This is a genomic window from Legionella sp. (genome assembly GCF_965140895.1).
In the GTDB taxonomy this organism is placed as follows: domain Bacteria; phylum Pseudomonadota; class Gammaproteobacteria; order Legionellales; family Legionellaceae; genus Legionella.
In genome coordinates this window covers 103,959-130,901 of record NZ_CBCSKT010000113.1, presented here as the reverse complement: position 1 = coordinate 130,901, position 26,943 = coordinate 103,959, and the positions used below count along the sequence as shown (strand labels likewise).

Sequence of the window (26,943 nt, the reverse complement as noted above, 5' to 3'; positions counted from 1 at the left end):
CATTCTATGATCATAAGTACAGCGAGATGCTTGCTGATCTCGCAGAAAAATACCACCAATGTGAAAATAAAACTTGGGTGGATTGGTTTTCCTGGACTGTAGTTTCCTGTGAATTATGGGCTAGAAAATGGATTTCCAAACCGCTAAGTTACTGGTATCACCAAGAGAATAATGAAGCATCTCCAACAACTGATATTTTAGTCAAATTTGATGCTCAAGACGTTGAGAATCCAGAAGAAGCTAAACGCCTATTCCAACAACAATTAGCACAAGTAGAGCAAGGACATGCCGTTCATGTAGTTGATACGCATATTTATGCCAAAGACACCCCGAAAACTAAAGATGGGCATACCTATACATCTGTTTATGCACGCCTTAATACCCCTCGCTATGCAGCATTTCAACCAGTAGTAAGAGCTCTTGGAGAACAAAGCATTTATTTACGTGAGATTGCAGGCGAAAAACGCGTACAGGTAAAATGTACTATTGATACAGATAGCGCAGATAAACTGTTAGCTAAAGAAGAAGCCCTAAATCAAACTAAAAAAGCAAAGGCGCTCTATAGCTATGGGGATCATATACATAGCAACCGCAAAATTTGCCTCTTTGATGTTCCTGTTAGAAATCTACATAAAACCATTGAATGTTTAGAAAAACAAGACGATGTAAAAGTAAGTTTTATACACAATTTTTAAAGGATATTTACCATGCCCGTATTGACTACTATTATGAACAAATTACCTAGACTTGGATACTTTAATGAAATTCCAGCGGGGATGATTGATAGAATATATCGTGAAAAAGCAACCAGTTTTTTTGGAAAAGCCTTTCAATTTGTCCAAAAACGAGTAATTTTTGCCTTTGGTTTTGCCCCTTTATCATTAATAGATATGGTGGTGAGTGGAATTACCGCCAGCATTTATTCATTCCGTGCATTCTTCACCACCGATGAAACACAAGAAGCGCACCTAGGACAAATGAAAGTCTATGCGAGCAATTTTAGTAAAAACCTTTATGCCCTACTCGCAGCCCCCTTTGGTTTGATTAGCCCGAAATTGGTTAGCTTGTACTTCATTCCTGATGCCAAACAAACAGGAGTTAGTGCAGGAGGGGATTATCATCATGCGCGTAATGCCGTCATGGAATCACCAGAATCGATTGAAGACTTACAAGAACTCGTTAAAAACGCAGCCCACGATGGCAAAAAAATAATACCTATAGGGGCAGGCTTCAGTCAGGGCAAACAATTTCTTCCTGAAGGGGATGAAAATCTAATTGTCGTTGATTTAAGCAAATTCAATACCGTTGAAATTCATTCCAAAGAAAAACGAGCCATTGCAGGAGCGGGTGCAATTTGGTCTGATATAAAACAAAAAGCGAACGAACTTAAGTTGGCCTTAAAAGTAATGCAAGCCTCCGATGTGTTTTCAGTAGGTGGCTCTCTGGGCGCCAATATTCACGGCTGGAACATTCACGATGGTATGTTATCTACGGTTGTAAGCTCAATTACGATTATCAATGCAGAGGGCAAATTAGAAGACCTTACCCCAGCGAATCCTAAATTCCATAATGTGACCGGTGGTTTAGGCCTGTATGGCATCATTGTTTCGGCTACTATTGACCTTACCGATAACGAGTTACTTAAAGAAAAAGGTGTTGCAATTGAGCCTGCGCAGTACGTTCAACATTTTCGCGACAACGTAATAACGGATCCCAATACACGCATGCACTTATATCGCTTATCGCTCGACCCGAATAATTTATTAGGCTCAGGCGTTTCAGTAAGTTATGTGAAAGAAGATGACAGAAAACCAATTAAAGATGATTTACGTCCAGAAGCGGCACATGGTACTCGATTTGATCGCGTCATGATTAACATGGCTCGTCATTCTTCATTGGCTCGGCAAAAATATTGGGATATGGAACGCACTCGCTTACTTGCCAATGACAGTGAAGCAATGAGTGTAAATAAAATTATGCAACCACCGATTAATGCCATTAGGGAGCAGTTCCATCGTTGTGAACGTTGCAACAAATAGGGACATGATCATATATTCAGAAAACAATATTGAGCTGATACTGTCGTATTTTCGTGCGGAGGAGTAGGAGTTGAATACAACCGCCCATAAATCAAAAATCTGTCGGAAGTAAGGGAAGTGAAACATGGACTTATTGTCGCGAAGAAGTCCGGCATACTCTTCGGCCATTTCTACATTGCGCCATTCCGGGCCAGTCATAAAGGTTTGGTATTGTTCTCTTCGGTATTTTTCTTTATCCGTTAACTGGAGGCGTTCATTAAGCTTTTCAGTATACTTACCCATAAAAATCCTTAAGTCGTTAAACTGGAGTCGGTTTAATGTTGATTAATTATACCAAGCGTTTCTTAAGTAAGTATTAATGTAGGTGTTAAGAAATAGCAAAAGCCTGAACAGGAAAAACCTATTCAGGCTGGTAGTGAAAAACTATTTTATGAGATATTTCATTGCAAAATCTTTACCAATACATTCACCTAAAGTTTTCCCCCAGGTAGAAGCGTCAGTATTACTGATTTTTGCTGGAATTGATGCATAAAGTTGATTTTGACATTTATCCACGCTTTCAGGAATTACACTAACGCATTGATCATAAGTCATTTTGATTGTCTCAAGGCGTTGCTTCAAATCTGGATCATTCGTAAATCCTTTGCAGATTAGTGTTGGTAGCATAGGACCAATAGCCTTCAGCCATGCATCTTTCGTCATTTCAGAAGTAACATCAGATGATGTTTCTGGTGCTGCAGATGTGGCTGGTGCTGGAGCAGCTGGGGCTTCAGCAGGAGCTACTGGCGTGGCAGCAGGGGCTGTAGTTGTAGTGGTACTGGGAGTCGTATCTGCACAAGCCATACTACTTCCCAATAAAATAGAGACTGCTATAAGTGTTTGTTTTTGCATAGTCTATTATCCTTAATCTGTTTCCCTCAATTAATATAGTAGAACAAATAATCTCATTTTGCCGCAAAATAATTTCTTTTGTGTTTTATTTGAACTAAACTAGATGTTAAGGTAACTCCTTATCCTTGTTGTCCTGTTGCTGTATGTAGGGATAAGACCTGTAGTTACGTGCTGAAATGGAAATAAAAAGGAACAATTATGGAAAAACAATCTGCTATATTAGCACCTCGCTTTTTACCTCTGGCTTTATTTATATTATTTATGTTTCCTGTAGGTTCGGTATACTCAGCAGGAAATACCTTCATCTTTAATCCGAATACCTTAAGTTGGAAGGCAATTAACGAACATGGTCAGGTAGTTCGCACTGGACGAGGTTCTGCGGGCAGAAAATATTGTCCAGATATTCATCGTAGTTGTAAAACTCCAAGCGGTGTATTTCGTATCTCGAGTAAAGGCGGCCCAGGATGTCGTTCCAGTCGTTACCCGCTAGGGCGAGGCGGATCTCCAATGCCATATTGTATGTTTTTTAGTAAAAATTATGCAATCCACGGTTCTTATGAAGTACCCAATTATAATGCGAGCCATGGCTGCGTCCGTGTATTACCAAGTGATGCAAAATGGCTAAGCCATAATTTTATGAAAATTGGAACGAAAGTAGTAATTAAGCCTTACTAAAAGTCTAAATTAATAACCTGGTTGCGTGCAACCAGGTTATTAATTTTTAATACAAAACTCTGTATCGAGCCGGATTACTCATCATCATCCATACTAAACGAAGAACCACAACCACAAGTAGTCTTCGCATTAGGATTACGAATTATAAATTGCTCCCCTTGAATACCTTGGATGTAATCGATTTCTGCTTCATGAAGGTATTGATAACTCATCGAATCAACAAGCAATTTTACCGATGAAACGCCATCAGAGCATTGTTGAATAACTACGGTATCGTCTTCATTAATTTCTTCATCAAAACTAAAGCCATACTGAAATCCAGAGCAACCACCTCCACTGATGGAAACACGTAAGTTCAGACTGGAATTATTTTCTTCTCGAATTAATTCAGCTACTTTATCTGCGGCATTAACAGAAAAACGAATGTCGCTGACAGTGGGGGATATATCTATAGCAGCCATTGTAATAACTCCAATTGTTCATTTATAACATAAATTATATATTATACCTGGATTTTAAGTAATAGTTCAGGGGCTTTAAAACACACGTCATCCTGAGAGGGGAGGGGGATGGATGACGTGTCCTCTGTTCAGCATGTCGTTTGCATGTGGCCTATTATGGTTTCAATTACCTAATAATCTGCTCAATAGTAGCTCCTCCAAGGCATTGATTTTTATCGTAAAAAACCACATATTGTCCTGGTGTCACAGCCCTTTGTGGGTTTGAGAACATCACATAATGCTGACCATTATCCGGAGGCGAAATCATACAACCTTGCTCGGGTTGTCTGTATCTTGTTTTTGCATAACAAGTAAGTGGTAATTGGTCACGGCATTCGGTCAGCCAATGTATTGGACCGCAAATGAGGCCTTGTGAATACAGCATGGGGTGATGGCTTCCTTGAGCTACATACAAGGTATTTGATGCTACATCTTTATCCACTACATACCACGGCTCATCTGAAGAACTATGCATACCGCCTATACCCAATCCTTGTCGTTGGCCTAGGGTATAAAACATAAGACCATCGTGTCTACCCAATACGCTCCCGTCAGTATTTTTCATTTCACCGGGTTTTGCCAGAATAAATTCTTTTAAAAAGGTTTTGAAACGTCGCTCACCAATAAAACAGATTCCTGTTGAGTCTTTTTTAGCTTGGGTGACGAGGCCTAATTGGGCTGCAAACTCTCTAATTTCAGGTTTGGTGTAATCGCCAATAGGGAATAAGGTTTTTCCCAGTGCTTCTGGTTCTACAGCATGCAAGAAATAAGTTTGGTCTTTATCTCGGTCTTTGGCTTTATAGAGGTGGCCTACATTGCCTTCGATTTTATTGCGAGCATAATGGCCCGTAGCAATATAATCGGCACCAAGCTCTAATGCATGATTTAAAAACGCATTAAATTTTATTTCTTTATTGCAGAGTACATCTGGATTAGGCGTTCGTCCTTTTTCGTATTCACTTAAAAAATGAGTAAAAACGCGCTCCCAGTATTGTTCAGCAAAATTAACGCTATGTAGCGGGATATCTAATTGATTGCATACTGCTTGTGCATCAGCAAGATCTTGGGCTGCAGGGCAAAAAGTATCCGTATCATCCTGCTCCCAATTTTTCATGAACAATCCTTCAACATGGTAACCTTGTTCTTTTAATAACCAGGCAGCAACAGAAGAATCGACACCTCCAGACATTCCAACAATAACTTTTTCTTTCATAAAATCCAGATACCGCTTATATTAATGTGTAATAGTGGGTTGGCACTAAAAAGTGCAGATTGTAAACAGAACATTATGTCATAAAAGTAGCTTAGGTGAAAGTAATGTCATAATGCAACACACAAAGGAATACGAGAAAATGCTTTATTTACAAGAACTAGTCAAACAAGACCAACAAAATAAAACAGTAATACTTACTGAGCGGTTACCGCATTTTATTGCAACGCCTTGTGAGTTAAACGTAAGCTATCATGTTGAGATTAGAGAAAATTTTTATTTAATCAGTCTTCATGTTCGAGGGGAACTGAAGTTGCAATGTCAGCGCTGTCTTGAGGAGTTTAATTACCCTTATGATAATAACACCATCATTGCTGTGTGCCGTGATGATGCGCGTGCAGAACAGCTTTTAGAGCGTTATGAATGCATCGTAGCCCCTAACTTACAAGTCAGTCTCGAAGATCTTATAATTGATGAGTTGCATCTCTATGCACCACAGTTTCATCCTGAAATTGAGGATTGCAGCAATGAAATAAATCAATTTTTAACCTAAAAAAACGGGCAATCTTAATATTTTATTCAATAAATACTTGGATTGATGTTAAAATATGGGTAATATTCCCGCTTTATGAAAGCAAATTGTTTAGGAGTAATACAATGGCCGTACAACAAAATAAAAAATCACGTTCACGTCGTGATATGCGTCGTTCGCATGATGCTTTAACTGCACCTACTTTATCAGTTGATTCTACTACAGGTGAAACTCATCTACGTCATCACATGACTCCAGATGGTTACTACCGTGGCAAAAAGATTCTTGATGCAGATACAGCTTACGAATCAGACGAAGAGTAATATTTCTTGAAAAATATCACCATTGCAATAGATGCGATGGGTGGGGATCATGGCTTGAGTGTAGTGATTCCTGCCTGTGTGCGTGCAGCGAATAACAATCCTAATTTAAAGCTGATTCTTGTTGGTATTCACGACAAGATTGATGCGTATTTAAAAAAGTTAGGCGTTTCCTCGTCGAAGCAATTTTCTATAGTTCATGCCTCTGAGGTAGTTGCTATGGATGAATTGCCTTCATCTGCTTTGCGCAATAAAAAAGATTCGTCCATGCGTGTGGCGATTAACTTGGTTAAAGAAGGCATAGCACAGGCTTGTGTTAGTGCTGGAAATACTGGTGCATTAATGGCTACCGCACGTTACGTATTAAAAACGTTACCCGGTATTGATAGGCCTGCGATCGTTTCTGAGCTTCCTACAATGAAGGGGCGAACCTGGGTTATCGACTTAGGGGCAAACGTGGATTCCTGTGCTGAACATCTGTTTCAGTTTGCTGTTATGGGGTCAGCCTTAGTTCAAGCAGTTTCAGGCAAAGAAAACCCGAGAATTGGCGTATTAAACATTGGCGTTGAAGAAATAAAAGGCAATGATCAAGTCAAACGAACTGCACATATGCTTGAAGAATGTTCTATTATGAACTATGTTGGATATGTAGAGGGAGATGATTTTTATTCAGGCGCGGTTGATTTAGTTGTTTGTGATGGATTTGTTGGCAATGTTGCCTTAAAAGCGAGTGAAGGTCTTGCTCGACTTTTTCTAGGTTTGTTCAAAGAATCTTTTACACGCAATATATTTACTAAATTAATTGGTTTAATTGCGATGCCTGTATTAAAACAATTAAAAAGTCGTTTGGATCCCTCTCGATACAATGGTGCCAGTTTGTTAGGGCTGAATGGTATTGTCGTTAAGAGCCATGGCGGAACCAATGAAGTAGGTTTTCAACATGCAATAGAGCAAGCTGTTCTTGAAGTAAAGAATGATGTCATTGATTTAGTTCGTGCTCGTATAAACGACTTTATGAATCAAGGGTTGCTTTTATGAAATATGCTGTAATTAGTGGTACTGGGAGCTATACTCCGGAAAAACAGCTTTCCAATGTTGAACTGGAGTCTATGTTAGATACCAGTGATGAATGGATTGCTTCGAGAACGGGGATTCGTAATCGCAGTATTGCTCAAGGTCACGAAACAACTTCATACATGGCAGCTCAAGCTGCCGAGCAAGCTTTACTTGCTGCAAATCTCGATGCAGATGAAATTGACCTAATTGTTGTGGCAACGTGTACGCCCGACAATTTTTTCCCTAGCGTAGCCTGTGCGGTACAGCATGCGCTAAAAATTAAAAAACCAATTCCTGCCTTTGATGTTAGTGCTGCTTGCAGCGGTTTTGTTTATGTAATGGATATAGCAAAGCAATATATCACTGCAGGCATAGTAAATAATGTTTTAGTAATTGGCAGTGAGCGTATGTCTCATGCTCTTGATTGGAATGACCGTGCCACCTGCGTCCTGTTTGGAGATGGGGCAGGTGCTGTTGTGCTTAGTGCAAGTAATCGTCAAGGGGTTATAGGGAGCGTACTCCATTCCTCTTATGATACAGAGAAATACTTAGAACTTCGGAACAGTTCCCTTAAAGAAGAGCGTTCGGTAATCTCCATGAGAGGCAATGAAGTATTCAAACTTGCTGTTAATATCATGGGTAAGGTAGTTGATGAGGTTTTAGAACGTTCTCAGTTGAAAAAATCAGATATCAAATGGTTAGTCCCTCATCAGGCTAATCAGCGTATTATTCAAGCTATCGCAAAAAAATTAGAGCTACCCATGTCTCAAGTTGTTGTTACAATTGAGCATCATGGCAATACTTCGGCAGCTTCTATTCCTTTGGCTCTTGATCATTCCATCCGAAACAATCAAATTCAGAAAGATGATTTATTCTTGATTGAAGCTTTTGGTGCAGGGATGACCTGGGGTGCAATGGTGATTCGTTATTAATAATTTTATCTTGAGTGTAATTTTAATAAGACCTGCGCTTTAATTTCGGGACTTATTAAAATTACTATAGATTGGAGTTGATTTTAATTATGGTAAAAACAGCGTTCGTATTTCCTGGACAAGGATCACAATCAGTAGGGATGTTGACTGACTTTGAATTACAATATCCTATTATTGTAGATACTTTTGCAGAAGCTTCTGAAGCTGTAGGCTATAATTTATGGCAGCTCGTTCAGCAGGGACCCGCTGAACGCCTTAACCAAACGGAATATACTCAGGTTGCGATGTTAACTGCAGATGTTGCTGTGTTTCGGTTATTAGAGCAAGAAAATCTTGCTACGCCCGAATTTATGGCTGGCCATAGTTTGGGAGAATATCCTGCATTAGTTTGTGCTGGGGCATTAACCTTAACTGAAGGCGCACGTTTGGTTGCGCATCGTGGTCAAGTTATGCAGCAAGCTGTTCCCTTAGGCACTGGCGCTATGGCTGCAATTATTGGCTTTAATGATGAACAAGTAAAATCATTATGCCAAGAAGCCAGTCAAGGAGATGAACTCGTTACTCCAGCAAACTATAACTCACCTGAACAAATTGTTGTTGCAGGACACACTGCTGCAGTTAATCGTATGATTGCACTAGCTGAAGAAGAGGGTGTTCGACTAGCAAAAATTATACCTGTCAGTGTTCCATGTCATTGTCCTTTGTTAACTGATGCAGCAGAATCTTTTACAGCGTATTTAGATGCAGTTAATTTTAAAAAACCGAATATCAAAGTAGTAAGTAATGTTGATTTAAGTATTTATGAATCAGTACAGCAAATAAAAGATCGCCTAAAAGAGCAGCTTTATAGTCCCGTGCGTTGGGTAGAGACGATTCAACTCTTTAAAAATCAAGGTGTTGAATTGATTTTAGAGTGCGGTCCAGGCAAGGTCCTCAATGGCTTAATTAAAAGAATTGATAGAAGTTTAAATACGATTAGTATTTACGATACTATTAGCCTGGAGCAAGTGGCTGAACAATTAGCGTAAATAGGTCGCCTGAATACGGTGATCACATTATATTAACTATTTGCTTGAAGCTATTTTTATTTTAAGGAACATCCATGCATAATTTAGAAGGTAAAGTTGCCTTAGTAACGGGTGCAAGTCGTGGGATAGGCCAAGCTATTGCTATTAAGTTGGCTCAAAGTGGCGCTTTTGTTTACGGTACAGCAACCACTGAAAAAGGTGCTGAGCTTATCACTGAATATTTTAAAAAAGAAAACTTGGCGGGTAAGGGTTTAGTTCTTGATGTGACAAATAGTGAACAAATAGAACAGATTGTAGATTCCTTGGTTGAAGCAAGCCATGCGCCAGCAATCTTAGTTAATAATGCTGGAATCACTTCAGATAACCTTTTATTACGTATGGATGATGATGAATGGTTAAAAGTTATCGATACAAATTTGAATTCTATATACAGAGTGTCTAAAATTTGTATAAAGTCGATGTTTAGAGCACGATGGGGTAGGATTATTTCTATTGGCTCAGTAGTCGGATCAAGTGGAAATACAGGTCAAGTAAATTATACGGCAGCAAAAGCAGGTATTGTGGGTTTTTCTAAATCTTTAGCGCAAGAAATAGGCAGCAGAAACATTACAGTAAATGTGGTAGCGCCAGGTTTCATTGATACCGATATGACCACCTCCTTACCTGATATGGTAAAGGATGAAATGATGAAGCGCATCCCATTGCGCAAGTTAGGTCAGCCAGAAGACATTGCCAATGCAGTTGCTTTTTTAGCTTCAGATGATGCTAAATATATTACAGGTAGTACAATCCATGTAAATGGCGGCATGTATATGGGTTAAATGCACTTGCGTTATCTGTATAAATGAATAAACTATACCCTCCTGTTTAACTTTGACCTTTTGATGGTCTTTTATACAACGTGCCAAGAGGTTAAAGTTAAACGGGAGTGGTGTTAATTATCTGGAATAATAAAAAGTTTCTATCAACCGAAAGAGGAAAATTAAGTTATGAGTACTGTTGAAGATCGTGTACGCAAGATTGTTGTTGAACAATTAGGCGTTAAAGAAGAAGATCTAAAAAATGATGCGTCATTCGTTGATGATCTGGGAGCTGATTCTCTAGACACAGTAGAATTGGTTATGGCTCTTGAAGAAGAATTTGAAACAGAAATTCCTGATGAGAAAGCTGAAAAAATTACTACGATTCAAGAAGCAATTGATTACATTGAATCTAATTTAGATAAAGAAGAAGCATAATTCTTCGAGGAGTCTTGATTGAATAAGCGGCGTGTAGTTGTCACAGGCATGGGTATGCTTACTCCTGTCGGACTAAATGTGAAAGATACTTGGCGAAATATTGTAGCTGGTGTTAGTGGAGTAACTGTAGTAGATGATTTTGATACTGCTGAATACAGTACACGAATCTGGGCTAAGGTTAAGAATTTTAACATTGAAGACTACATGCCAATCAAGGAAGCTCGTAAAATGGATGGGTTCACCCAGTTTGGTGTTGCTGCAGCAGATGAGGCAATACGTGATTCTGGGCTGAACCTTGACGACCCGGAGTTACAATGTCGTGCAGGTGTTGCTGTTGGTTCCGGAATTGGTGGTGTTCAAACAATAACCAATAACCAAGATAAACTTGTTGCAGGTGGACCACGCAAAGTGTCTCCATTTTTTATCCCTAGTGGTATTATTAACTTGGTTGCAGGACAGATTTCTATTCGTCATCACCTTAAAGGACCAAATATTTCTGTGGTAACTGCTTGTACTACAGGTACTCACAATATTGGTTTAGCAGGACGAATGATTGCTTATGGTGATGCTGATGTTATGGTTTGTGGTGGTGCGGAAATGACGCTGACCCCATTATGCCTGGCTGGTTTTTCGGCTGTTCGCTCTTTATCCAAACGTAATGATGAGCCAGAAAAAGCGTCAAGACCTTTTGACAAAGACCGCGATGGTTTTGTCATGGGAGAGGGGGCTGGTGTTCTTGTGTTAGAAGAATACGAGCATGCTAAGGCCCGTGGCGCAAAAATTTACGCTGAATTAGTTGGTTTTGGTATGTCGGGAGACGCATATCATATTACTGCTCCTGATGAAGACGCGGATGGTGCTGCACGTGCAATGGAAGCAGCGATTCGTGATGCTCATATCAATCCACAGCAAATTGATTATATTAATGCACATGGTACCTCTACCTATTTAAATGATTTGGGTGAAACAAAGGCAATTAAACGTGTGTTCAAGGAACATGCTTACGATTTAGCTGTAAGTTCAAGCAAATCAATGACAGGACATTTATTAGGTGCCGCAGGTTCTGTTGAAGCAATCATCAGTATTATGGCAATCCAAGATCAGATTGCTCCACCAACGATTAACTTAGATAATCCTGATGAAGGCTGTGACTTGAACTATGTACCACATAAAGCTCAAAAAAGGACTATTAATTATGTATTAAGTAACTCCTTGGGCTTTGGTGGAACGAACGGTACTCTAATCTTCAAGAGAATTGATTCAAGCGAATCTAAATGATTGCATCAAGACACAAAAAACTGATTCTTTCTGTCGTGATGATATTTTTTGTGTCTTTTGTTTTTTTATGTTGGAATTTCTATACTATCGTAGTAACGCCACTTATTCCTAAACAAGAGTCCTCTCAAGTCATTAATTTAAGCCGAGCGGCATCTGCGTCACAATTCGTACAAACATTAAAAGATATCAATTTAATTCAGTGTCGAAGACCTTTACTGCTGGTTATTCGTTTTACAGGGCTTTCGCAAAAGCTAAAGGCCGGTGTTTATCAAATCAAACCCGGTGAAACTGCAGTTGAGCTGCTTTATCGTGTTGTTGCTGGTGATGTTTTGACGCAAAATTTTACGATTGTTGCTGGAACTACTCAGCAGAAAATTTCACAGGATTTGGCAAAAGCGAGTTACTTGGATTATCATCAGGAAGATTGGTCCTTAATTAAGGGCAATCATACGAATGCAGAAGGGTTGATCTTAGCTGACACCTATCAATATCAAGGTGGGAGCAGCAGCAAGAAACTCTTAGAACAGGCTCATAGTAATTTACAGAATTACCTCAATAACGTTTGGGCCAATAGAGTACCTAATTTACCTTATAAAAACTCTTATGAATTACTCATCGCCGCTTCAATCATTGAAAAAGAATCAGCAATTCCGCAAGAGCGTCAATTGATTTCTGGGGTTGTTGTTAATCGTTTAAATAAAAATATGCCCTTACAAATGGATCCTACGGTTATCTATGGTTTAGGGAATGCATATACTGGTAAATTATCGCACCAAGACATGCAGGTTGACTCGCCTTATAATTCATATCGATATCGTGGCTTACCTCCAACACCTATTGCGATGGTAAGTAAAGAGGCACTTGATGCAACAGCACATCCTCAATTATCTAATTATTTATATTTTGTTGCCAAAGGTGATGGTAGTCACCAATTTTCAGAAACCTATGAGCAACAAAGACAGGCAATCAATCAATATCAACGCAAGGGTTCTTAATGTTATCCTCAATGGGGAAGTTAATTGTTATTGAAGGCCTGGAAGGGGCTGGAAAGTCTACGGCAGTAAATACAATCATTGAATATCTAAGCGGCTTAGATATTAATACCATCACTACCCGTGAACCCGGTGGTACTGTTATTGGTGAAGTACTGCGCGAGGTAATTAAAAATCCAGAATATAAAGATGTTCTGGATGACAAAAGTGAGTTATTACTTTTATATACGGCGAGAATACAGCTGCTAGAACAAGTAATTAAACCTGCCTTAAAACAAGGCATTTGGGTTATTGCTGATCGCTTTGAGTTGTCTACTATGGCTTATCAAGCTGGTGGTCGAGGTTTAGATCAAGACATGATTGAGCGCTTGTCTTCCTTTGCATTAGATGGTTTTAAACCGGATTTGACCTTGTATTTAGATATTAGCCCGGAAGAGGGAATGCAGCGAGTTCGTTCGCGTGGTGCCTTTGACCGAATCGAACAGCAATCCATAGATTTTTTTAATCGAGTACACGACAGCTATTTAAAGCATGTACAAAAAAATCCTCATGCAATAACGATTGATGCCAGTCGTCCTCTACCCGTAGTGCAACAGGCGATTCAAGAGGCATTGCAGGCTTTTATAGAGCAGTAAGGCATGAGTATTTATCAATCTCAATGGGAGCATTTACGTTTAGCTTGGGAACAAGGGCGTAACCCACAATCTATGCTGTTTGTTGGGGCTATAGACTGTGCTTTACTTGAGTTTACTACGCAATTTACGATGCTGGTTTTATGCAAAGTATCCTCTGCCAACCCATGTCAAAAATGTATTGATTGCCAAATGGCTGCACAAGGTGAGCATCCTGATGTTGAATGGATTAAGCCGGAAAAAGCTGGGGGCCCAATCAAAATTGATCAAATCCGCGAGTTACAAAGTTATTCGTATTTGACACCCCAGCGAGCCGCTCATCGTTTAATTATTATTGAATCAGCGGATAGAATGAATACTGCTGCAGCTAATGCCTTATTAAAAGTTTTAGAAGAACCTGCGGCTCATACTTTATTTTTGTTAATGGCTCATCAGTTAAGTACGGTGCTTCCTACGATTTTAAGTCGTTGCCAAGTATTTCATTTTGTGCCACCTATGGATTTATCTGCTACAAACCTTTTGACTCTGGGGGAGCGTTATTCCCAAGAATCTGAACAAGCTCAGATTATACAGAAGGCAGAATCTATTTTAGATGGATTAATTGCCGTAATTGAAAAGAAAAGCCATCCTTGTGTTGTGGTACCACAATGGGCTGAATTTGAGCTTAATACAATCTTATGGTTTCTTTATCTGGTTTATGCCCAAATTCAGAATATGTGGATTAATAAACCAACGTTAACCGGGCCGGCTGCCCAGCAGTTACAACAATTGTCCAACTTGCTGAATCCCCTCGTTATTTTTTCTCAAATTGATAAAATAAACTTATTACGGCGCAAACTAAGCCATAACCTGAATGTAAACTCTACCTTGGTTTTGGAAGATTTATTACTCGATTTATAGTGTGACAGAATGCAACAAATTAATTGTGTATTTGATAACCGTTCTTCTTTATATGCAGCGTACATGCCTTTTATAAAAGGCGGAGGCTTATTTATTCGCACACAGCCTCTCTATAAGTTAGGTATCGAGCTTAGTTTGATTATAAACTTAATGAATGAGGATGAGCTTTATTGTGTTGATGCTAAAGTAGTCTGGATCACTCCTATTGAAGCTCAAGCGAGTCGATTTCCGGGGATTGGAGTGCAATTTATCAATGATCATGGCTCTGACTTGCGTAGTAAAATAGAAGTCTATTTGGCAGAAATGCTAAAATCACAGCAAGTAACAGATACTGTTTAATAGGTCAAACTTTAACAAGATGGTGGCAGAGAGTTGCACGTACATTGATGCCAGGATTGTTTTACTTTGTGCCTTATGTAGGCTGGGCTTTACAGCCTGGCCGAAATGTTATTCATTATGTTTACTTAAATTTTTGAGGTTATCAATTTATGCTAGTCGATTCACACTGCCATTTAAATTTTCTGGATCTCACTGAGTTTAATCAAGATATGGCTAATGTCTTAGCTCGAGCTAAAGAAAATGATGTACAGCATTTCCTTAGTGTTTGTGTGGAATTAAGTGATTACCCCGCACTGGAAAAGCTAGCCGTGGAACATCCTAATATTAATATCTCTGTTGGCGTTCATCCAAACACAGAGATGGACCAGCCAGTTACTGCTAAAATGCTGTGTGATTTAGCCGCGAATCCAGCCTGTATTGCCATTGGTGAAACCGGACTTGACTATTATCGCACTCATACAGAAGAAGCCCAGGAAGAGCAACGGGAGCGTTTTCGCGAGCATATTAAGGCGTCTTTAATTATTTCTAAGCCCTTAATTATTCATACTCGCCAGGCAGCTGAAGATACGATTAAATTAATGGCTGAAGAAAATGCCCAGGATATTGGTGGGGTGATGCATTGTTTTGCCGAAAGTTTGGACATTGCCATGCAATCGATTGATCTGAATTTTTATATTTCATTTTCAGGAATTGTAACCTTTAAAAATGCAACGGCATTACAAGAGGTTGCACGCCAAGTACCATTAGATAGAATACTGATTGAAACCGATTCGCCTTATTTGGCGCCAGTACCATTTCGTGGCAAGCAAAATCATCCTGCCTTAGTTAAGCATGTGGCGGAAGCTATGGCACAGTTGCGTGGCATTAGTTATGAAGAGATTGCCGAAGCAACTACACGAAATTTTTATAAGTGCTTTAAATTAGCATAAATTGTAGTCATGGGGCCAATTTATTTAGTGAGAAATCAATGACCTTATTTATAGGATTAATGTCGGGAACCAGCATGGATGGTATTGATGCTGCGATTGTTGATATTCCCTCTAATAAATTAATTTGCGGCATTACTAAAAAATACAGTGATGAGGTAATGCATAGGCTAACGAAGCTACTCGATGGTTCTGATTTGAGTTTGGCTTCGATATGCCAATTGAATAGCTTAATCGGCCGCGATTTCGCACAGGCTGCTAATGAAGTTTTGCACGAGGCGGCATTGAGTGCTGAGGATATTTGTGCGATAGGAAGCCATGGGCAAACCGTATGCCATAATACAGAAAGTAGTATTCCTTATACCTTGCAATTAGGTTGCGGACATACCCTTTCTTCGTTAACGGGTATCACCGTAATTGCTGATTTTCGTACACGAGATCTAGTGAATGGAGGGCAGGGAGCTCCTTTTGCACCTTTATACCATCAAGAGCTGTTCAGCAAGCAATTCCCCAATGTTGCTTTAGTTAATATTGGTGGAATTTCTAATATTACTTTTATTAATGCGGAACACCCAACGCGTGGTTGGGATGTCGGCCCTGGAAATTGTTTAATGGACGCCTGGATTGCCAAACATCAAGGTAAGTCCTTCGATGCGAATGGTGCGTGGGCGCAACAGGGAACGGTCATTCAACCCTTGTTAGACGCATTATTAGCCGATTCTTTTATTCAATTAGTGGCTCCCAAAAGCATAGGTAAAGAGTATTTTTCATTATCTTGGTTAGAGTCGCATTTAAAGCAAGCTTATAAAGCAGTGGATGTTCAGAAAACTCTATTGGCATTTACGGCACATCCTATTGCTGATGCAATGAGGGAGATGCACAGAGAGGTAAAAGAGTTATTTCTGTGCGGAGGTGGAACCCACAATCTAGCACTGAAGGAGCTGATTCAAGATTTTTTACCGCAAATTGCAGTAAAAAGTGTGGCTGAGGTAGGAATAAGTCCCGATTATTTAGAGGCTATGTTGTTTGCTTGGTTGGCTGCACAAACAGTGAATCAGCAACCAGTAGATCTTGGCCTCATCACCGGTTCCAAAAAGCCAGCAATTTTAGGTGCAATCTACCCACGAAGTTAGGGATGTAGCACATATTATGCTGCGCTAATATGTGCTACGATCAGAGTCCTTTTGGTTTATCAATGTAAACCGGCTAAATCTAACAAAAGCATATTGACAAAGTAAATCGCTATAGGCTTAAATGAGTGATTCACAACGGAGTGACTTGAAATTGAGCGCATATTACACTGAGAACACACAGCAAAAAGAAACGGGTAGTTTAACAACAGCTTACTTTATATTTTTCTTAGCGGCATCCTTTTATCTATACGAATTTATTTTGCAAGTTGCGCCAAGTGTCATGGCGGAGTCCATGATGAAAACTTTTGGTGTTACCGGGGAAGGATTTGGGTTTATCTCCGCCTTTTATTTTTATGCCTATGCGCCTACCCAATTACCTGCTGGGGTTTTATACGATCGTTATGGACCAAGAAAGCTAATGACGGTTGCTATTCTCTTATGTGCTTTAGGCTCGGCTTTTTTTGCTTCAACAGATAGCGTATTTACAGCGTGTATTGGACGTTTCCTTATTGGAATTGGTTCTGCATTTTCTTTTATTGGTGTTCTCGTATTGTTATCACGTTGGTTCCCTCCTCATTATTTCGCTATTTTGGCCGGTATTGCTCAGCTAATGAGTTCAGTTGGAGCTATGTTTGGCGAAGTGCCTTTAGCTTATTTAATTCAGGGTGTTGGTTGGCGTAATGCAAGTTTTATATTAGCCTTTGTTGGTTTTGTTCTTGCAGCATTTTTCTGGTTGTATATTCGTGATTATCCGAATCAACAAAATCAGAAGATTCCTGGACATTATCTTCGCGATGAGTGGAAACGATTAGTTGCAGTGTGCAAGCATGCACATACATGGATTATCGGTAGTTATGCATTTGCAATTTGGACGCCAATCGCTGTATTCGCAGCATTATGGGGGATTCCTTTTCTTCAAGAAAAATTCCAAATTAGCGTGGTTTCAGCCTCTGCTTTATGCAGTATGATTTGGATTGGGATTGGCGTTGGTAGCCCTCTGTTAGGATGGCTTAGCGACAAGATTCAGAGCCGACGCATTGCGCTAATTAGCAGCGCCGTTTTAGGATTAGTGGCTACTTTAATTCTTCTTTATTTTCCTGGGCTTACCTATGGTTGGGCACCTTTTGTTTTATTTGTTTTAGGCTTAGGTGCTGGTGGTCAAACAGTAAGTTTTGCGGTTGTTAAAGAAAATAATACTGCGGAATATGTAGGAACTGCCTCTGGTTTTAATAATCTGTCGGTATTAATCGGCGGTGCAATATTCCAGCCTTTAGTAGGGTATATCTTGCAACATACTGGCTCTGGACATCTTGTGAATGGAGTGCATGTATACAGCATCGCAGGTTACCAAACTGCACTATTAGTTATGCCTTTATGCTTCTTAGGGAGTTTATTAATCGCAACCTTCTTATTGAAAGAATCTCATCCTGAAAGGCGGAAATAAGCCATTGTCAAGCGTAGCTTGGTTGCAAGCAACCAGCAACTTTTAGCAGGCTTCGGCCTTCTCTAGTACCTTTTCATGTTCCACTGGTTTGTGCATCGAAAATGCCAAACCAGCAAAGGTAAAGAATACAAGTTGCATCAGGTTGCAATACAGCGCGAAGTGCAGGTTATTATGGCCTTTGTAGATAATATTTGCCGTTTCGGTTCCAAGTGCGCCAATAACCATAACACTTAGGCTTACTAAGGCTGAGGCGGTACCTTTGCTTACTGAGGTAACATAGAGGCAGAATCTGTTTAGCGGTGCGTTAATCACACTTAAAGCAAAGAAATAAACAATGATACCCGGCATCAGATAATGGTAGTTATTTCCATACAGATAAGGCAGAGCAGACATTAATACTGCACCAACGGCCATCATCACACAACCTAAAAAAATGATTTTTTTAATTTCAAATTTATAGGTTAGCTTGTGTAAAAACCAGTTGCCTAATATTGTGGCACCAAAAACGGGTAGCTGCCAAAGCCCATATTGAATTACAGTCAGTTTTCCCTCAAGCGTTAAAATAACGGGGGCTAAAGCAATCCAGGAAAGGCAGGGAATACCTACAGTACCGATGGCTAAGGTTCCCATGACAAATACTTTATTGGTAAGCAATGCTTTGTAATTTGCAAAAACATTCTTAAACGAAAATTTGGTTTTAGGAATCAGTTCACTATTTTTCTTTTTTTGACCAATAGGTTCGGGCATGTAACGCCATAATCCCCATAGGGCAACCAAAGCAAATAGAGCAATGGAAATAAAGATATATCGCCAGGACGTATAATGAATGACTACCGCACCTAAAAGTGGCCCTAATAGCGGCGCAAGAATCGTGGCGTTAGCCATAATAGAAATAAGGCGAATGGCATCCATTTCCTCAAAAATTTCCTGAATGGTTGCATAGCCAATAACACCTATAAAACAAAGCCCCATACCCTCAAAGAAACGGGCGGTCATAAATTGGCTCATTGAGTTAGAGGAGGCAATAAATAAGGTAAAAATAAAAAATAAGCAGGCCCCAAGCAACATCATTGGACGACGCCCATAGGCATCTGATATGGGACCTAAAAATATTTGTAAGCTAGCGCCACCAAGAATATAAATAGTAAGCGAGGTCGCAACGGCAGATTCAGGTGCGTTAAATGCATGCGTCACACTGATCATTCCGGGCATAATCATGTCATTAGCGATATACGTTAAGAACTCATAGAGGACGAGAAAACAAGCAAACAGAATAGCCTGTTTTTTAGTTATCGGAATTAATGGTTCAGACATAAGATAAGCCTTATTTTTGTACTTTTTTTATTTCTGATCTAAGTCTTTGATGTTTTTTAAATTAGCGTTATGCACATTGTAATCTTACCGCATTTTATCGGACACCGCCCTCTGAACACTACGCCACCAATTCGAACTCAAATGGTGTGCAGTAGTCAATAGCAGAATGCATTCTATTTTTATTATAATAAACCTCCAGGTATTGAAATAGGCTAAGCCTTGCCTGTTCACGAGTTGTATAGATACATTCATGAACTAACTCAACTTTTAGAGTGTGAAAAAAGCTTTCAGAAATAGCGTTGTCCCAACAGTTACCTTTTCGACTCATGCTGCCAATTAAACGATAATCTTTGAGAATGGTTTGGTATTTTTTGGAGCAATACTGACTTCCTCTATCAGAATGCACTATGACATTCTTGAGGAACTTTCGTTTAAATAATGCCATCATTAATGCATCACAGGCCAATGATTTCCTCACTGCGTTTGGGATACAAATTTAAGCCATATTCTCCAAAAACTCTTGTAAGTGCCGCTTCTCACTCTCAGTGCTTAAATACGACTTTAAGCGCTCAATCGAGCGGAGGTATTCGTCCTGAGTAATTACTCCACGAATTAATTCAAAGCGTTGAAACACACAAAAAGTATTTAACACATCAGTTTCACAATAATCACGAATACTTTTTATATTTCCAGCAAAATACTGCTCCCATACCTTGGAGCCGCTCATGCCCATTTTCCCGGGAAAACCTAACATACTGGATAGCTCATCTAAAGGAGCAAAGGCTTTATTTTGATAACCAGCAATAAGGTCCATAAGGTCCATGTGACGGTAATGAAAGCGGCTTAGATAATTATTCCAGCGGAAGGCTTGATTATTTTCTCCAGACTCCCAATAGGTAGGTGCAGGAATGCTATGAAGTAATGCACGATAGTGCAATACCGGTAAATCAAATCCACTACCATTCCAGCTAACTAAAGTCGGTGTGTGCTTATCAATTCCTGCAAAGAAACGAGTAATTAATTCCTTTTCATCAGATTGCTCATCACCTAATGACCAAACTTTAATGTTGGGGCCTTGGCTCAAAACTAAAGAAATAGCGCATATTCGTTGCAAATAGTGGGGAAGAAAATCATGACCGACTTTGGCTCGTCTTAAGGCAAACATCGCTTGGGCGGTGTCTTCATCAGATAATCCATGTAAATCATATAACTTACGGCCAGATTCAATGTCAGGAATGGTTTCAATATCAAATACCAGAATACTCATGGAGGGTGCTTATTATTTAAGTGAGTTACAAAAGCAAATAATATCATGCAAGCTAAAGGAGACAACAGATTTAATTTATATTTACATAGATTGTCCGATTTAAATTTGTTAAAATTTTCCTTTTTCTTATTTGATCGCTTATGGAATCTTTGTTTCAATTTAAGAAGTTAAACCTTATATTGTTGCCTTTATTTGTTACCGTGCTTACAGCATGCGTTAGTCGACCTCCTTCAGATTTGAACAATGTCTGTAACATATTTAGAGAATACCCAACGTGGTATTCTCATGCTAAAGATGTTGAGTATCGTTGGAAGGTTCCAGTTCCAGTACAAATGGCTATTATTCATCAAGAGTCAAAATTTGATGCACATGCAAAGCCACCACGTAGAAAGTTACTTGGATTTATTCCTTGGAAAAGACCTACAACCGCTACAGGTTATGCCCAAGCGTTGCATGGAACTTGGAACGAATATAAACAAAATAATGGTGGATTATTATCTTCCCGCCATAATTTTTCTGATGGGGTTGATTTTATTGGTTGGTACGCTAATCAGGCTAATCGACGGGCTGGGGTTAGCCGCAGGGATGCCTATAATCTTTATCTGGCTTACCATGAGGGGGTAGGTGGTTATATGCGCAAATCCTATTTGAGAAAAGCTTGGCTGATGCCCGTAGCGCGTAAAGTTAAAGCTCGCTCGCAACTTTATGCAATGCAGCTGAATTCTTGCCGAGGAAGCTTAGAGAGGCATTCCTGGTTTTAATTTTATGGTAAATTTTGTTTTATTTTTGAAGCAGAATTTAAAAGAGACCCAATATTTCAAATAGTCTTGGGTATAAACGTATAAAAAATGATGTATACTCAGATGAATCGAACTGAGATATGTCCTAAGGAGTTTTTTGATGCGATTAATGCTTTTGGGTGGTCCAGGGGCCGGAAAAGGAACCCAGGCTTTACGAATAATTGAACGCTATAAAATCCCACAAATCTCAACTGGTGATATGTTGCGTGCAGCTATTGCGCAAGGTACCCCATTAGGATTAAGTGCTAAAAAAGTTATGGAAGCAGGTGGTCTTGTTTCTGATGACATTATCATTGGTTTAGTCAAAGAGCGTTTAAAGCAAGCTGATTGCAAAAATGGCTTCCTATTTGATGGTTTTCCGAGAACTTTAGTGCAAGCTGATGCGTTGAAGCAAGCAGGGGTTCATTTGGATCATGTTATTGAAATTGCTGTAGATGATAATGAAATCATCCGACGAATCAGTGGGCGCCGTATTCATCAACCATCCGGCCGTGTTTACCATGTCGTTAATCAACCTCCAAAACAAGAAGGTTTGGATGATGTCACTGGCGAACCTTTAATCCAGCGTGAAGATGATAAAGAAGAAACTGTAAAAAAACGTTTAGACGTATACAGAAAACAAACAGCGCCATTAATTAATTATTATAAAACCTGGACAGAAAGTGGTGACCACCATGCACCGGCTTTCCATAGCGTTTCTGGTAGTGGTAATGTAGATGATGTATTTCACAAAATTATCAACTCTATTGAAGTTAAGGAAGACGTATGCCCTGCGAAAATGTAGTGAGTGCCGATTTTGAAGCATTAGTTAATGAAAACAAAATTGTATTTGTTGATTTTTGGGCTGATTGGTGTGCTCCCTGCAAGCAGTTTGCTACGATTTATGAGCAAGTTTCGGGTCAATATCCGCATATTAAATTTGTTAAAGTGAATATTGAAGCAGAGCAAGAATTGGCTGATTTTTTTGAAATCCGCTCGATTCCGCATTTGATGGTGTTTAAAGAAGGTATTGTTATTTACTCTAATGCGGGGAGTATGCCCGCATCAACCTTACATGAGTTGGTTGAGCAGGCTGCTGCTGCAGATGTTAGTGCAATAAAGGCTCAGTTTGAAGAGGATGATAAGCAATAGTACTTTCAATGTAAGCAGCCAGTTCTTTTTTTCTGGCTGCATTCATTTTTAAATCAAGCTTAGTGCGGCGTTTCAGGACGTCTTCACTACTACGAGCCCACTCCTCTAATATTAGATAATCTACTTCAGCCTGATACAAACCTGAACCATAATTCTTCCCTAAAGATTTTTCACTCGTGCTCAAGGAGAGAAATTTTTCCATGTGGCTGCCATAGGTATATAAGTAGCGATACAGTAATTCCTTATCCATCCATGAATATTTCCTTTGGGCATATTGAATATACTGGGTAAAATCCATGGTTCCAAAAGTTGCCCCGGGTAATGGGGCATTTGCAGTGATGGATGGTTTGAGATTAGGAAATACAGCACTGAATTTATTGATTGCCTCTTCTGCTAATTGTCTATAAGTGGTTATTTTTCCCCCGTAAATAGTAATTATAGGGGCTGGTTTAACTTGAAATTCATAATTATAATCCCGACTTAAGGCCCGAGCTTCTTTACCATTATTAGCTAATAAAGCGCGAACACCACTCCAAGTATAGATTATATCATTTGCAGATATTTTAGTTTTGAAATGTGTATTTACTAATTTAATTAAATAATTAATTTCTTCGTCACTGATATGAATTTGATCCAGTGGCTCATTGAGTGGTACATCTGTAGTGCCTATCATGCTGTAGCCATGATAGGGGATGACAAAAATAACGCGTTTGTCTTCATGCTGTAAAAAATAAGCATGCTCACCCTCATATAATTTAGGTACTAGGATATGGCTACCTTTAACTAAGCTAATTTGTTGCTGATCGGGAATATGAGTGAGTTGTTCAACTGATTTCACCCATGGGCCTGCGGCATTGATTAATGTTTTTGCCTGGATGGTGTAAGCTGGTCCTGATTGTGGTTGTATGGTCACATGCCATAAATTATTAATAACGTGGGTTTTGACGACTGTGGAACGTGTATGAATGCTTGCCCCATGCAGTTTGGCTTGAAGCGCATTTGCAATGGTCAGGCGGGCATCATCAGCCGCGCCGTCATAAAATAAAAAGCCTCGCTCCAGCCCTTCCTTTAAAGGGGAAAAATACTGGGTCTGTTTTTTTCTGTTGACGCTCTTGCATTTAGGCAAGCGATTTTTACTACTTAGATGATCATACAAAAACAAGCCTAAACGTAAAAACCAGGAGGGGCGCATGTGTTTTTCATAGGGTAAAACCAGAGGCTGGGCATGCACCAAGTGTGGGGCTAAATCAAAAAGGCGCTGCCGTTCAGTCAATGCTTTTCTCACTAAAGCAAACTCGTAATTTTCCAAATATCTTAAGCCTCCATGGACAAGCTTGGTACTATTGGAGGAGGTTTTGGAAGCTAAATCATCTTGTTCTATGACAACAACAGACAGGCCTCTTAAGGCTGCATCAGCAGCACAACCGCAGCCATTGATGCCGCCACCAATAATTGCAACATCAAAAACTTGATCCATGTTTTGGTCTCCATAAAAAAAGATTACACTTATTAACTATAACCTAGTAATAAAAAACAAGGAATGCCAAGACGATGAACTATTTACTTGCTATTGATCAAGGAACCAGCAGTACACGTGCAATGATTTATAATTTAAACGGTGATTTAATCACTGGCAGCCAGTATTCATTAACGCAGTATTATCCTGAGACAGGGTGGGTAGAACATGATCCTGAGGAAATATGGCGTAAAACATTGACTGCATTGCGTGATGTGGTTGCACAAGTACCTCCTGATGCTATTCTTGCCTGTGGTATTACTAATCAACGAGAAACAACGGTTATCTGGGATAAAAATACTGGTGCTTGCCTCGCCCCTGCTATTGTTTGGCAAGATCGAAGAACCGCAGAATATTGCCAGGCATTTTCATCTGAAGCATCGATGATTCAGGAAAAAACAGGTTTGCTTCCTGATCCTTATTTTTCAGCGAGTAAGCTTCATTGGTTATTAAAAAATAACTCGCAAGCCAGACAGCTTGCTGAAAAAGGTGAGTTGGCATTTGGAACCATAGATAGCTTCCTTATTTGGCGTTTAACGAAAGATCATCGGCATTTAACTGATGTTACGAATGCCTCAAGAACCATGCTTTTTAATATTAAAACCGAGCAATGGGATAAGGATTTATTAGCACTATTTTCAATTCCTGAATCAGTGCTTCCTGAGGTTTATGCCAGTGATAGCCATTTTGGAATCATTGATAGACAATGGCTGGGCATTGAGTTACCAATTACTGGTGTTGCTGGAGATCAACAAGCCGCCTTAGTAGGGCAAGGCTGTTTTACTTCAGGCATGGTCAAAGCAACTTATGGTACGGGTGGTTTCTTACTACTAAACACAGGACCTAAGCCTGTAGTGTCGCAACATAAATTATTAACTACCATCGCATATAAAGTTAAGGGCGAGACCATTTTTGGTTTGGAAGGAAGCCTTTATCACGCGGGGACTACGGTGAAGTGGTTACGTGATGGGATGAAGATTATTAGTAATTCCAATGAAACAGAAGCCTTAGCTCGCTCCTTAGAGGGCAATGATGGGGTTTATTTAGTTTCTTCCTTTACAGGCTTAGGCGCACCTCATTGGCTATCAGAGCCCGGTGCGGCAATGTATGGTTTATCTCTTTCCAGTACGCGAGCTCATTTTGCACGAGCTGCATTAGAGGGTGTCTGTTATCAAACGCGAGATGTCCTTACTTGTATGCGCGAAGACAGTCATCTAGATTTGTCTTTATTATGCGTTGATGGAGGAATGGCTGAAAATAGCTGGTTTTTACAGTTTTTAGCCGATCAATGTCAATTGCAGGTACAAAAGCCTAAAGATATAGAAACTACGGCGAAAGGAGCTGCCTTATTGGCTGCACTAGGTTCTGGGGTATTTAATTCGCTCGATGAAGTACATGCTATTTGGGCTATTGAGCAGTGTTTTTATCCGGAGCGAACACGAGAAATCGTAGAGGCTGATTATCAAGGCTGGAAGCAAGCATTAAATAATCTGGGTCTAATGGCAATACAAAGGGATAAAGAGGTATATAGGCTGGGCTGAAGCCCAGCCTATGCTGCATGCTGTAATCTCTAAGGAAGGTCGCGAGTTTTTTCACCAGTATAAAGCTGACGTGGTCTACCAATTCTTGATTTGGTGGCAACCATTTCCATCCAGTGGCTCATCCAGCCTACAGTTCTTGCCAAAGCAAAGATTACGGTAAACATATTTGTTGGAATACCAATAGCACTTAATGTTAAGCCTGAATAGAAGTCAACGTTTGGATAAAGTTTCTTCTCAATGAAGTATTCATCTTCGAGGGCTATACGCTCTAATTCCATTGCTAGCTTGAATAAAGGCTCGTCTTTGGCACCAACGGCTTCTAAAACATCATAACAGGTTTGACGCATTACTTTAGCTCTTGGATCATAGCTCTTGTATACGCGATGGCCAAAGCCCATTAAGCGGAATGAATCGTTTTTATCTTTAGCACGCTTAATAAAGTGATCAATACGGCTTACATCACCAATTTCTTTAAGCATATTCAAACATGCTTCGTTTGCACCACCATGTGCGGGACCCCATAGAGCACCAATACCCGCAGAAATACATGCAAAAGGATTCGCGCCAGTTGAACCTGCTAAACGAACGGTTGAAGTCGATGCGTTTTGTTCATGATCCGCATGCAATATGAAAATAGTATCCAGTGCTTTAACTAAAACAGGGTCTGGAGTAATGTCTTCAGAAGGAACACCAAACATCATATGTAAGAAGTTTTCTGCGTAGGACATTTTGTTTTTTGGGTACATATAAGGCAAACCAGTAGAGTATTTATAACTCATGGCTGCTAATGTAGGCATCTTGGCAACAAGGCGAATAGCTGAAATAAAACGGTCATGGGCATTATTTAAGTCCATGGTGTCATGGTAAAACGCAGATAAGGCACCAACCATTCCTACCATAATAGCCATTGGATGCGCATCACGTCGGAAACCATTTAAGAATTGATACATTTGTTGATGTACCATGGTGTGGTTATTAATCAAACCTACAAAGTCTTTTTTCTCTGTAGTATCGGGTAATTCACCATTCAACAAGAGGTAGCATACATCAAGGAAATCTTTCTTTTCTGCCAATTGTTCAATTGGATATCCTCTGTACAGCAAAATACCATTATCACCATCGATATAAGTGATTTTAGATTCACAAGATGCTGTAGAAAGAAAACCCTGATCGAAGGTAAAGACACCGCTTGACCCTAATTGAGTAATATCGATAACATCATTACCCATAGTAGGTGTATAAATTGGTAATTCTAATGTCTCGTGGCCTTCAATGCTAAGTTTTGCTGTTTTATTAGTCATTGCTTCTC

30 protein-coding genes are annotated in these 26,943 nt (G+C 39.7%); 22 read left to right on the top strand and 8 right to left on the bottom strand.

Annotated features, from left to right (window positions below):
• Positions 1 to 695 (top strand): hypothetical protein (locus ACQY7T_RS12155; RefSeq protein ID WP_428413768.1); only part of this gene is annotated, 695 nt, incomplete at its 5' end.
• Between the two features lie 12 nt (positions 696 to 707).
• Positions 708 to 2,039 carry an FAD-binding oxidoreductase gene (locus tag ACQY7T_RS12150; protein WP_428413767.1) on the top strand — a complete coding sequence of 444 codons (1,332 nt, stop codon included), beginning with the start codon at positions 708 to 710 and terminating at the stop codon, positions 2,037 to 2,039.
• Between the two features lie 423 nt (positions 2,040 to 2,462).
• Here ACQY7T_RS12150 and ACQY7T_RS12145 read toward each other — a convergent pair whose 3' ends face one another.
• Positions 2,463 to 2,930: a hypothetical protein gene (locus ACQY7T_RS12145; RefSeq protein ID WP_428413766.1), complete on the bottom strand. Its 468-nt coding sequence runs from the start codon at positions 2,928 to 2,930 to the stop codon at positions 2,463 to 2,465.
• Positions 2,931 to 3,128: 198 nt separating this feature from the next.
• Between ACQY7T_RS12145 and ACQY7T_RS12140 the strand changes: the two genes are divergently transcribed.
• Entirely contained in the window at positions 3,129 to 3,605 is a 477-nt protein-coding gene (locus ACQY7T_RS12140) for a L,D-transpeptidase (protein ID WP_428413765.1), read from the top strand.
• A 74-nt stretch (positions 3,606 to 3,679) separates the two neighbouring features.
• On the opposite strand, the gene erpA is transcribed toward ACQY7T_RS12140, so the two are convergent.
• Complete coding sequence (gene erpA / locus ACQY7T_RS12135; protein ID WP_428413764.1) at positions 3,680 to 4,066, bottom strand: iron-sulfur cluster insertion protein ErpA; 387 nt, start codon at positions 4,064 to 4,066, stop codon at positions 3,680 to 3,682.
• A gap of 166 nt (positions 4,067 to 4,232) precedes the next feature.
• Positions 4,233 to 5,318, bottom strand: a complete 1,086-nt coding sequence (mnmA, locus tag ACQY7T_RS12130; RefSeq protein WP_428413763.1) for a tRNA 2-thiouridine(34) synthase MnmA — start codon at positions 5,316 to 5,318, stop codon at positions 4,233 to 4,235.
• A 139-nt stretch (positions 5,319 to 5,457) separates the two neighbouring features.
• Between mnmA and ACQY7T_RS12125 the strand changes: the two genes are divergently transcribed.
• The 15 genes from ACQY7T_RS12125 to ACQY7T_RS12055 all read left to right on the top strand — a co-directional run bounded on the left by ACQY7T_RS12125 (position 5,458) and on the right by ACQY7T_RS12055 (position 18,065).
• The gene (locus ACQY7T_RS12125; protein ID WP_428413762.1) at positions 5,458 to 5,868 is read left to right on the top strand and encodes a YceD family protein; all 411 of its coding nucleotides are present in this window, start codon (positions 5,458 to 5,460) and stop codon (positions 5,866 to 5,868) included.
• 104 nt (positions 5,869 to 5,972) lie between these two features.
• Positions 5,973 to 6,170, top strand: a complete 198-nt coding sequence (gene rpmF, locus ACQY7T_RS12120; RefSeq protein ID WP_058535299.1) for a 50S ribosomal protein L32 — start codon at positions 5,973 to 5,975, stop codon at positions 6,168 to 6,170.
• 6 nt (positions 6,171 to 6,176) lie between these two features.
• Positions 6,177 to 7,205 (top strand): phosphate acyltransferase PlsX, encoded by a 1,029-nt coding sequence (plsX, locus tag ACQY7T_RS12115; RefSeq protein ID WP_428413761.1) that lies wholly within the window; start codon positions 6,177 to 6,179, stop codon positions 7,203 to 7,205.
• Positions 7,202 to 8,155, top strand: a complete 954-nt coding sequence (locus ACQY7T_RS12110) for a beta-ketoacyl-ACP synthase III (protein WP_428413760.1) — start codon at positions 7,202 to 7,204, stop codon at positions 8,153 to 8,155. The genes plsX and ACQY7T_RS12110 overlap by 4 nt, the downstream gene beginning before the upstream one ends.
• Before the next feature lie 89 nt (positions 8,156 to 8,244).
• Positions 8,245 to 9,183, top strand: a complete 939-nt coding sequence (fabD, locus tag ACQY7T_RS12105; RefSeq protein WP_428413758.1) for an ACP S-malonyltransferase — start codon at positions 8,245 to 8,247, stop codon at positions 9,181 to 9,183.
• Positions 9,184 to 9,257: 74 nt separating this feature from the next.
• The gene (fabG, locus tag ACQY7T_RS12100; RefSeq protein ID WP_428413757.1) at positions 9,258 to 10,004 is read left to right on the top strand and encodes a 3-oxoacyl-ACP reductase FabG; all 747 of its coding nucleotides are present in this window, start codon (positions 9,258 to 9,260) and stop codon (positions 10,002 to 10,004) included.
• A 168-nt stretch (positions 10,005 to 10,172) separates the two neighbouring features.
• Positions 10,173 to 10,421: an acyl carrier protein gene (gene acpP / locus ACQY7T_RS12095; RefSeq protein WP_006871648.1), complete on the top strand. Its 249-nt coding sequence runs from the start codon at positions 10,173 to 10,175 to the stop codon at positions 10,419 to 10,421.
• An 18-nt stretch (positions 10,422 to 10,439) separates the two neighbouring features.
• On the top strand, positions 10,440 to 11,699 hold the full coding sequence (gene fabF, locus ACQY7T_RS12090) for a beta-ketoacyl-ACP synthase II (RefSeq protein WP_428413756.1): 1,260 nt from the start codon (positions 10,440 to 10,442) through the stop codon (positions 11,697 to 11,699).
• On the top strand, positions 11,696 to 12,694 hold the full coding sequence (gene mltG, locus ACQY7T_RS12085) for an endolytic transglycosylase MltG (protein ID WP_428413755.1): 999 nt from the start codon (positions 11,696 to 11,698) through the stop codon (positions 12,692 to 12,694). The genes fabF and mltG overlap by 4 nt, the downstream gene beginning before the upstream one ends.
• Positions 12,694 to 13,326: a dTMP kinase gene (gene tmk, locus ACQY7T_RS12080; RefSeq protein WP_428413754.1), complete on the top strand. Its 633-nt coding sequence runs from the start codon at positions 12,694 to 12,696 to the stop codon at positions 13,324 to 13,326. Before mltG ends, tmk begins: the two co-directional genes overlap by 1 nt.
• Before the next feature lie 3 nt (positions 13,327 to 13,329).
• Positions 13,330 to 14,223 (top strand): DNA polymerase III subunit delta', encoded by an 894-nt coding sequence (locus ACQY7T_RS12075; protein WP_428413753.1) that lies wholly within the window; start codon positions 13,330 to 13,332, stop codon positions 14,221 to 14,223.
• Positions 14,224 to 14,232: 9 nt separating this feature from the next.
• Complete coding sequence (locus tag ACQY7T_RS12070) at positions 14,233 to 14,562, top strand: PilZ domain-containing protein (RefSeq protein ID WP_428413752.1); 330 nt, start codon at positions 14,233 to 14,235, stop codon at positions 14,560 to 14,562.
• Positions 14,563 to 14,711: 149 nt separating this feature from the next.
• Positions 14,712 to 15,491: a TatD family hydrolase gene (locus ACQY7T_RS12065; RefSeq protein ID WP_428413751.1), complete on the top strand. Its 780-nt coding sequence runs from the start codon at positions 14,712 to 14,714 to the stop codon at positions 15,489 to 15,491.
• A gap of 38 nt (positions 15,492 to 15,529) precedes the next feature.
• On the top strand, positions 15,530 to 16,621 hold the full coding sequence (locus ACQY7T_RS12060) for an anhydro-N-acetylmuramic acid kinase (protein ID WP_428413750.1): 1,092 nt from the start codon (positions 15,530 to 15,532) through the stop codon (positions 16,619 to 16,621).
• A gap of 151 nt (positions 16,622 to 16,772) precedes the next feature.
• Positions 16,773 to 18,065, top strand: a complete 1,293-nt coding sequence (locus tag ACQY7T_RS12055; protein WP_428413749.1) for an MFS transporter — start codon at positions 16,773 to 16,775, stop codon at positions 18,063 to 18,065.
• 42 nt (positions 18,066 to 18,107) lie between these two features.
• Here ACQY7T_RS12055 and ACQY7T_RS12050 read toward each other — a convergent pair whose 3' ends face one another.
• From ACQY7T_RS12050 to ACQY7T_RS12040, 3 genes are all read right to left on the bottom strand, one after another.
• Positions 18,108 to 19,379, bottom strand: coding sequence for an MFS transporter (locus tag ACQY7T_RS12050; RefSeq protein WP_428413748.1), 1,272 nt, complete (start codon positions 19,377 to 19,379; stop codon positions 18,108 to 18,110).
• Positions 19,380 to 19,497: 118 nt separating this feature from the next.
• Complete coding sequence (locus tag ACQY7T_RS12045; protein WP_428413774.1) at positions 19,498 to 19,869, bottom strand: IS3 family transposase; 372 nt, start codon at positions 19,867 to 19,869, stop codon at positions 19,498 to 19,500.
• Between the two features lie 6 nt (positions 19,870 to 19,875).
• A complete protein-coding gene (locus ACQY7T_RS12040) occupies positions 19,876 to 20,646 on the bottom strand; it encodes a 3'-5' exonuclease (protein ID WP_428413747.1) in 771 nt (256 codons plus the stop codon).
• 140 nt (positions 20,647 to 20,786) lie between these two features.
• Here ACQY7T_RS12040 and ACQY7T_RS12035 point away from each other — a divergent pair, with 140 nt between their 5' ends.
• The 3 genes from ACQY7T_RS12035 (at position 20,787) to ACQY7T_RS12025 (ending at position 22,577) form a co-directional block, all read left to right on the top strand.
• Positions 20,787 to 21,407, top strand: coding sequence for a transglycosylase SLT domain-containing protein (locus ACQY7T_RS12035; RefSeq protein ID WP_428413746.1), 621 nt, complete (start codon positions 20,787 to 20,789; stop codon positions 21,405 to 21,407).
• Positions 21,408 to 21,546: 139 nt separating this feature from the next.
• Complete coding sequence (gene adk, locus ACQY7T_RS12030) at positions 21,547 to 22,230, top strand: adenylate kinase (protein WP_428413744.1); 684 nt, start codon at positions 21,547 to 21,549, stop codon at positions 22,228 to 22,230.
• Positions 22,212 to 22,577, top strand: coding sequence for a thioredoxin family protein (locus tag ACQY7T_RS12025; protein WP_428413743.1), 366 nt, complete (start codon positions 22,212 to 22,214; stop codon positions 22,575 to 22,577). The genes adk and ACQY7T_RS12025 overlap by 19 nt, the downstream gene beginning before the upstream one ends.
• Here the strand turns inward: ACQY7T_RS12025 and glpD are convergent.
• Positions 22,534 to 24,054, bottom strand: coding sequence for a glycerol-3-phosphate dehydrogenase (gene glpD / locus ACQY7T_RS12020; protein ID WP_428413741.1), 1,521 nt, complete (start codon positions 24,052 to 24,054; stop codon positions 22,534 to 22,536). The two genes, ACQY7T_RS12025 and glpD, sit on opposite strands and share 44 nt — an antisense overlap.
• 74 nt (positions 24,055 to 24,128) lie before the next feature.
• Between glpD and glpK the strand changes: the two genes are divergently transcribed.
• A complete protein-coding gene (glpK, locus tag ACQY7T_RS12015) occupies positions 24,129 to 25,634 on the top strand; it encodes a glycerol kinase GlpK (protein ID WP_428413739.1) in 1,506 nt (501 codons plus the stop codon).
• 29 nt (positions 25,635 to 25,663) lie between these two features.
• Here glpK and gltA read toward each other — a convergent pair whose 3' ends face one another.
• Positions 25,664 to 26,935: a citrate synthase gene (gltA, locus tag ACQY7T_RS12010; RefSeq protein ID WP_428413737.1), complete on the bottom strand. Its 1,272-nt coding sequence runs from the start codon at positions 26,933 to 26,935 to the stop codon at positions 25,664 to 25,666.
• Between the last annotated feature and the right edge of the window lie 8 nt (positions 26,936 to 26,943).

Bases quoted from the DNA above. Each gene is read 5' to 3' on its own strand.
- ACQY7T_RS12035 (WP_428413746.1), top strand. From the start codon at position 20,787: ATGGAATCTTTGTTTCAATTTAAGAAGTTAAACCTTATATTGTTGCCT.
- ACQY7T_RS12060 (WP_428413750.1), top strand. From the start codon at position 15,530: ATGACCTTATTTATAGGATTAATGTCGGGAACCAGCATGGATGGTATT.
- acpP (WP_006871648.1), top strand. From the start codon at position 10,173: ATGAGTACTGTTGAAGATCGTGTACGCAAGATTGTTGTTGAACAATTA.
- ACQY7T_RS12110 (WP_428413760.1), top strand. From the start codon at position 7,202: ATGAAATATGCTGTAATTAGTGGTACTGGGAGCTATACTCCGGAAAAA.
- ACQY7T_RS12065 (WP_428413751.1), top strand. From the start codon at position 14,712: ATGCTAGTCGATTCACACTGCCATTTAAATTTTCTGGATCTCACTGAG.
- ACQY7T_RS12075 (WP_428413753.1), top strand. From the start codon at position 13,330: ATGAGTATTTATCAATCTCAATGGGAGCATTTACGTTTAGCTTGGGAA.
- ACQY7T_RS12145 (WP_428413766.1), bottom strand. From the start codon at position 2,930: ATGCAAAAACAAACACTTATAGCAGTCTCTATTTTATTGGGAAGTAGT.
- mnmA (WP_428413763.1), bottom strand. From the start codon at position 5,318: ATGAAAGAAAAAGTTATTGTTGGAATGTCTGGAGGTGTCGATTCTTCT.
- ACQY7T_RS12140 (WP_428413765.1), top strand. From the start codon at position 3,129: ATGGAAAAACAATCTGCTATATTAGCACCTCGCTTTTTACCTCTGGCT.
- adk (WP_428413744.1), top strand. From the start codon at position 21,547: ATGCGATTAATGCTTTTGGGTGGTCCAGGGGCCGGAAAAGGAACCCAG.
- rpmF (WP_058535299.1), top strand. From the start codon at position 5,973: ATGGCCGTACAACAAAATAAAAAATCACGTTCACGTCGTGATATGCGT.
- ACQY7T_RS12125 (WP_428413762.1), top strand. From the start codon at position 5,458: ATGCTTTATTTACAAGAACTAGTCAAACAAGACCAACAAAATAAAACA.
- fabG (WP_428413757.1), top strand. From the start codon at position 9,258: ATGCATAATTTAGAAGGTAAAGTTGCCTTAGTAACGGGTGCAAGTCGT.
- fabD (WP_428413758.1), top strand. From the start codon at position 8,245: ATGGTAAAAACAGCGTTCGTATTTCCTGGACAAGGATCACAATCAGTA.
- ACQY7T_RS12025 (WP_428413743.1), top strand. From the start codon at position 22,212: ATGCCCTGCGAAAATGTAGTGAGTGCCGATTTTGAAGCATTAGTTAAT.
- ACQY7T_RS12150 (WP_428413767.1), top strand. From the start codon at position 708: ATGCCCGTATTGACTACTATTATGAACAAATTACCTAGACTTGGATAC.
- glpK (WP_428413739.1), top strand. From the start codon at position 24,129: ATGAACTATTTACTTGCTATTGATCAAGGAACCAGCAGTACACGTGCA.
- gltA (WP_428413737.1), bottom strand. From the start codon at position 26,935: ATGACTAATAAAACAGCAAAACTTAGCATTGAAGGCCACGAGACATTA.
- ACQY7T_RS12070 (WP_428413752.1), top strand. From the start codon at position 14,233: ATGCAACAAATTAATTGTGTATTTGATAACCGTTCTTCTTTATATGCA.
- tmk (WP_428413754.1), top strand. From the start codon at position 12,694: ATGTTATCCTCAATGGGGAAGTTAATTGTTATTGAAGGCCTGGAAGGG.
- erpA (WP_428413764.1), bottom strand. From the start codon at position 4,066: ATGGCTGCTATAGATATATCCCCCACTGTCAGCGACATTCGTTTTTCT.
- glpD (WP_428413741.1), bottom strand. From the start codon at position 24,054: ATGGATCAAGTTTTTGATGTTGCAATTATTGGTGGCGGCATCAATGGC.
- ACQY7T_RS12040 (WP_428413747.1), bottom strand. From the start codon at position 20,646: ATGAGTATTCTGGTATTTGATATTGAAACCATTCCTGACATTGAATCT.
- ACQY7T_RS12050 (WP_428413748.1), bottom strand. From the start codon at position 19,379: ATGTCTGAACCATTAATTCCGATAACTAAAAAACAGGCTATTCTGTTT.
- mltG (WP_428413755.1), top strand. From the start codon at position 11,696: ATGATTGCATCAAGACACAAAAAACTGATTCTTTCTGTCGTGATGATA.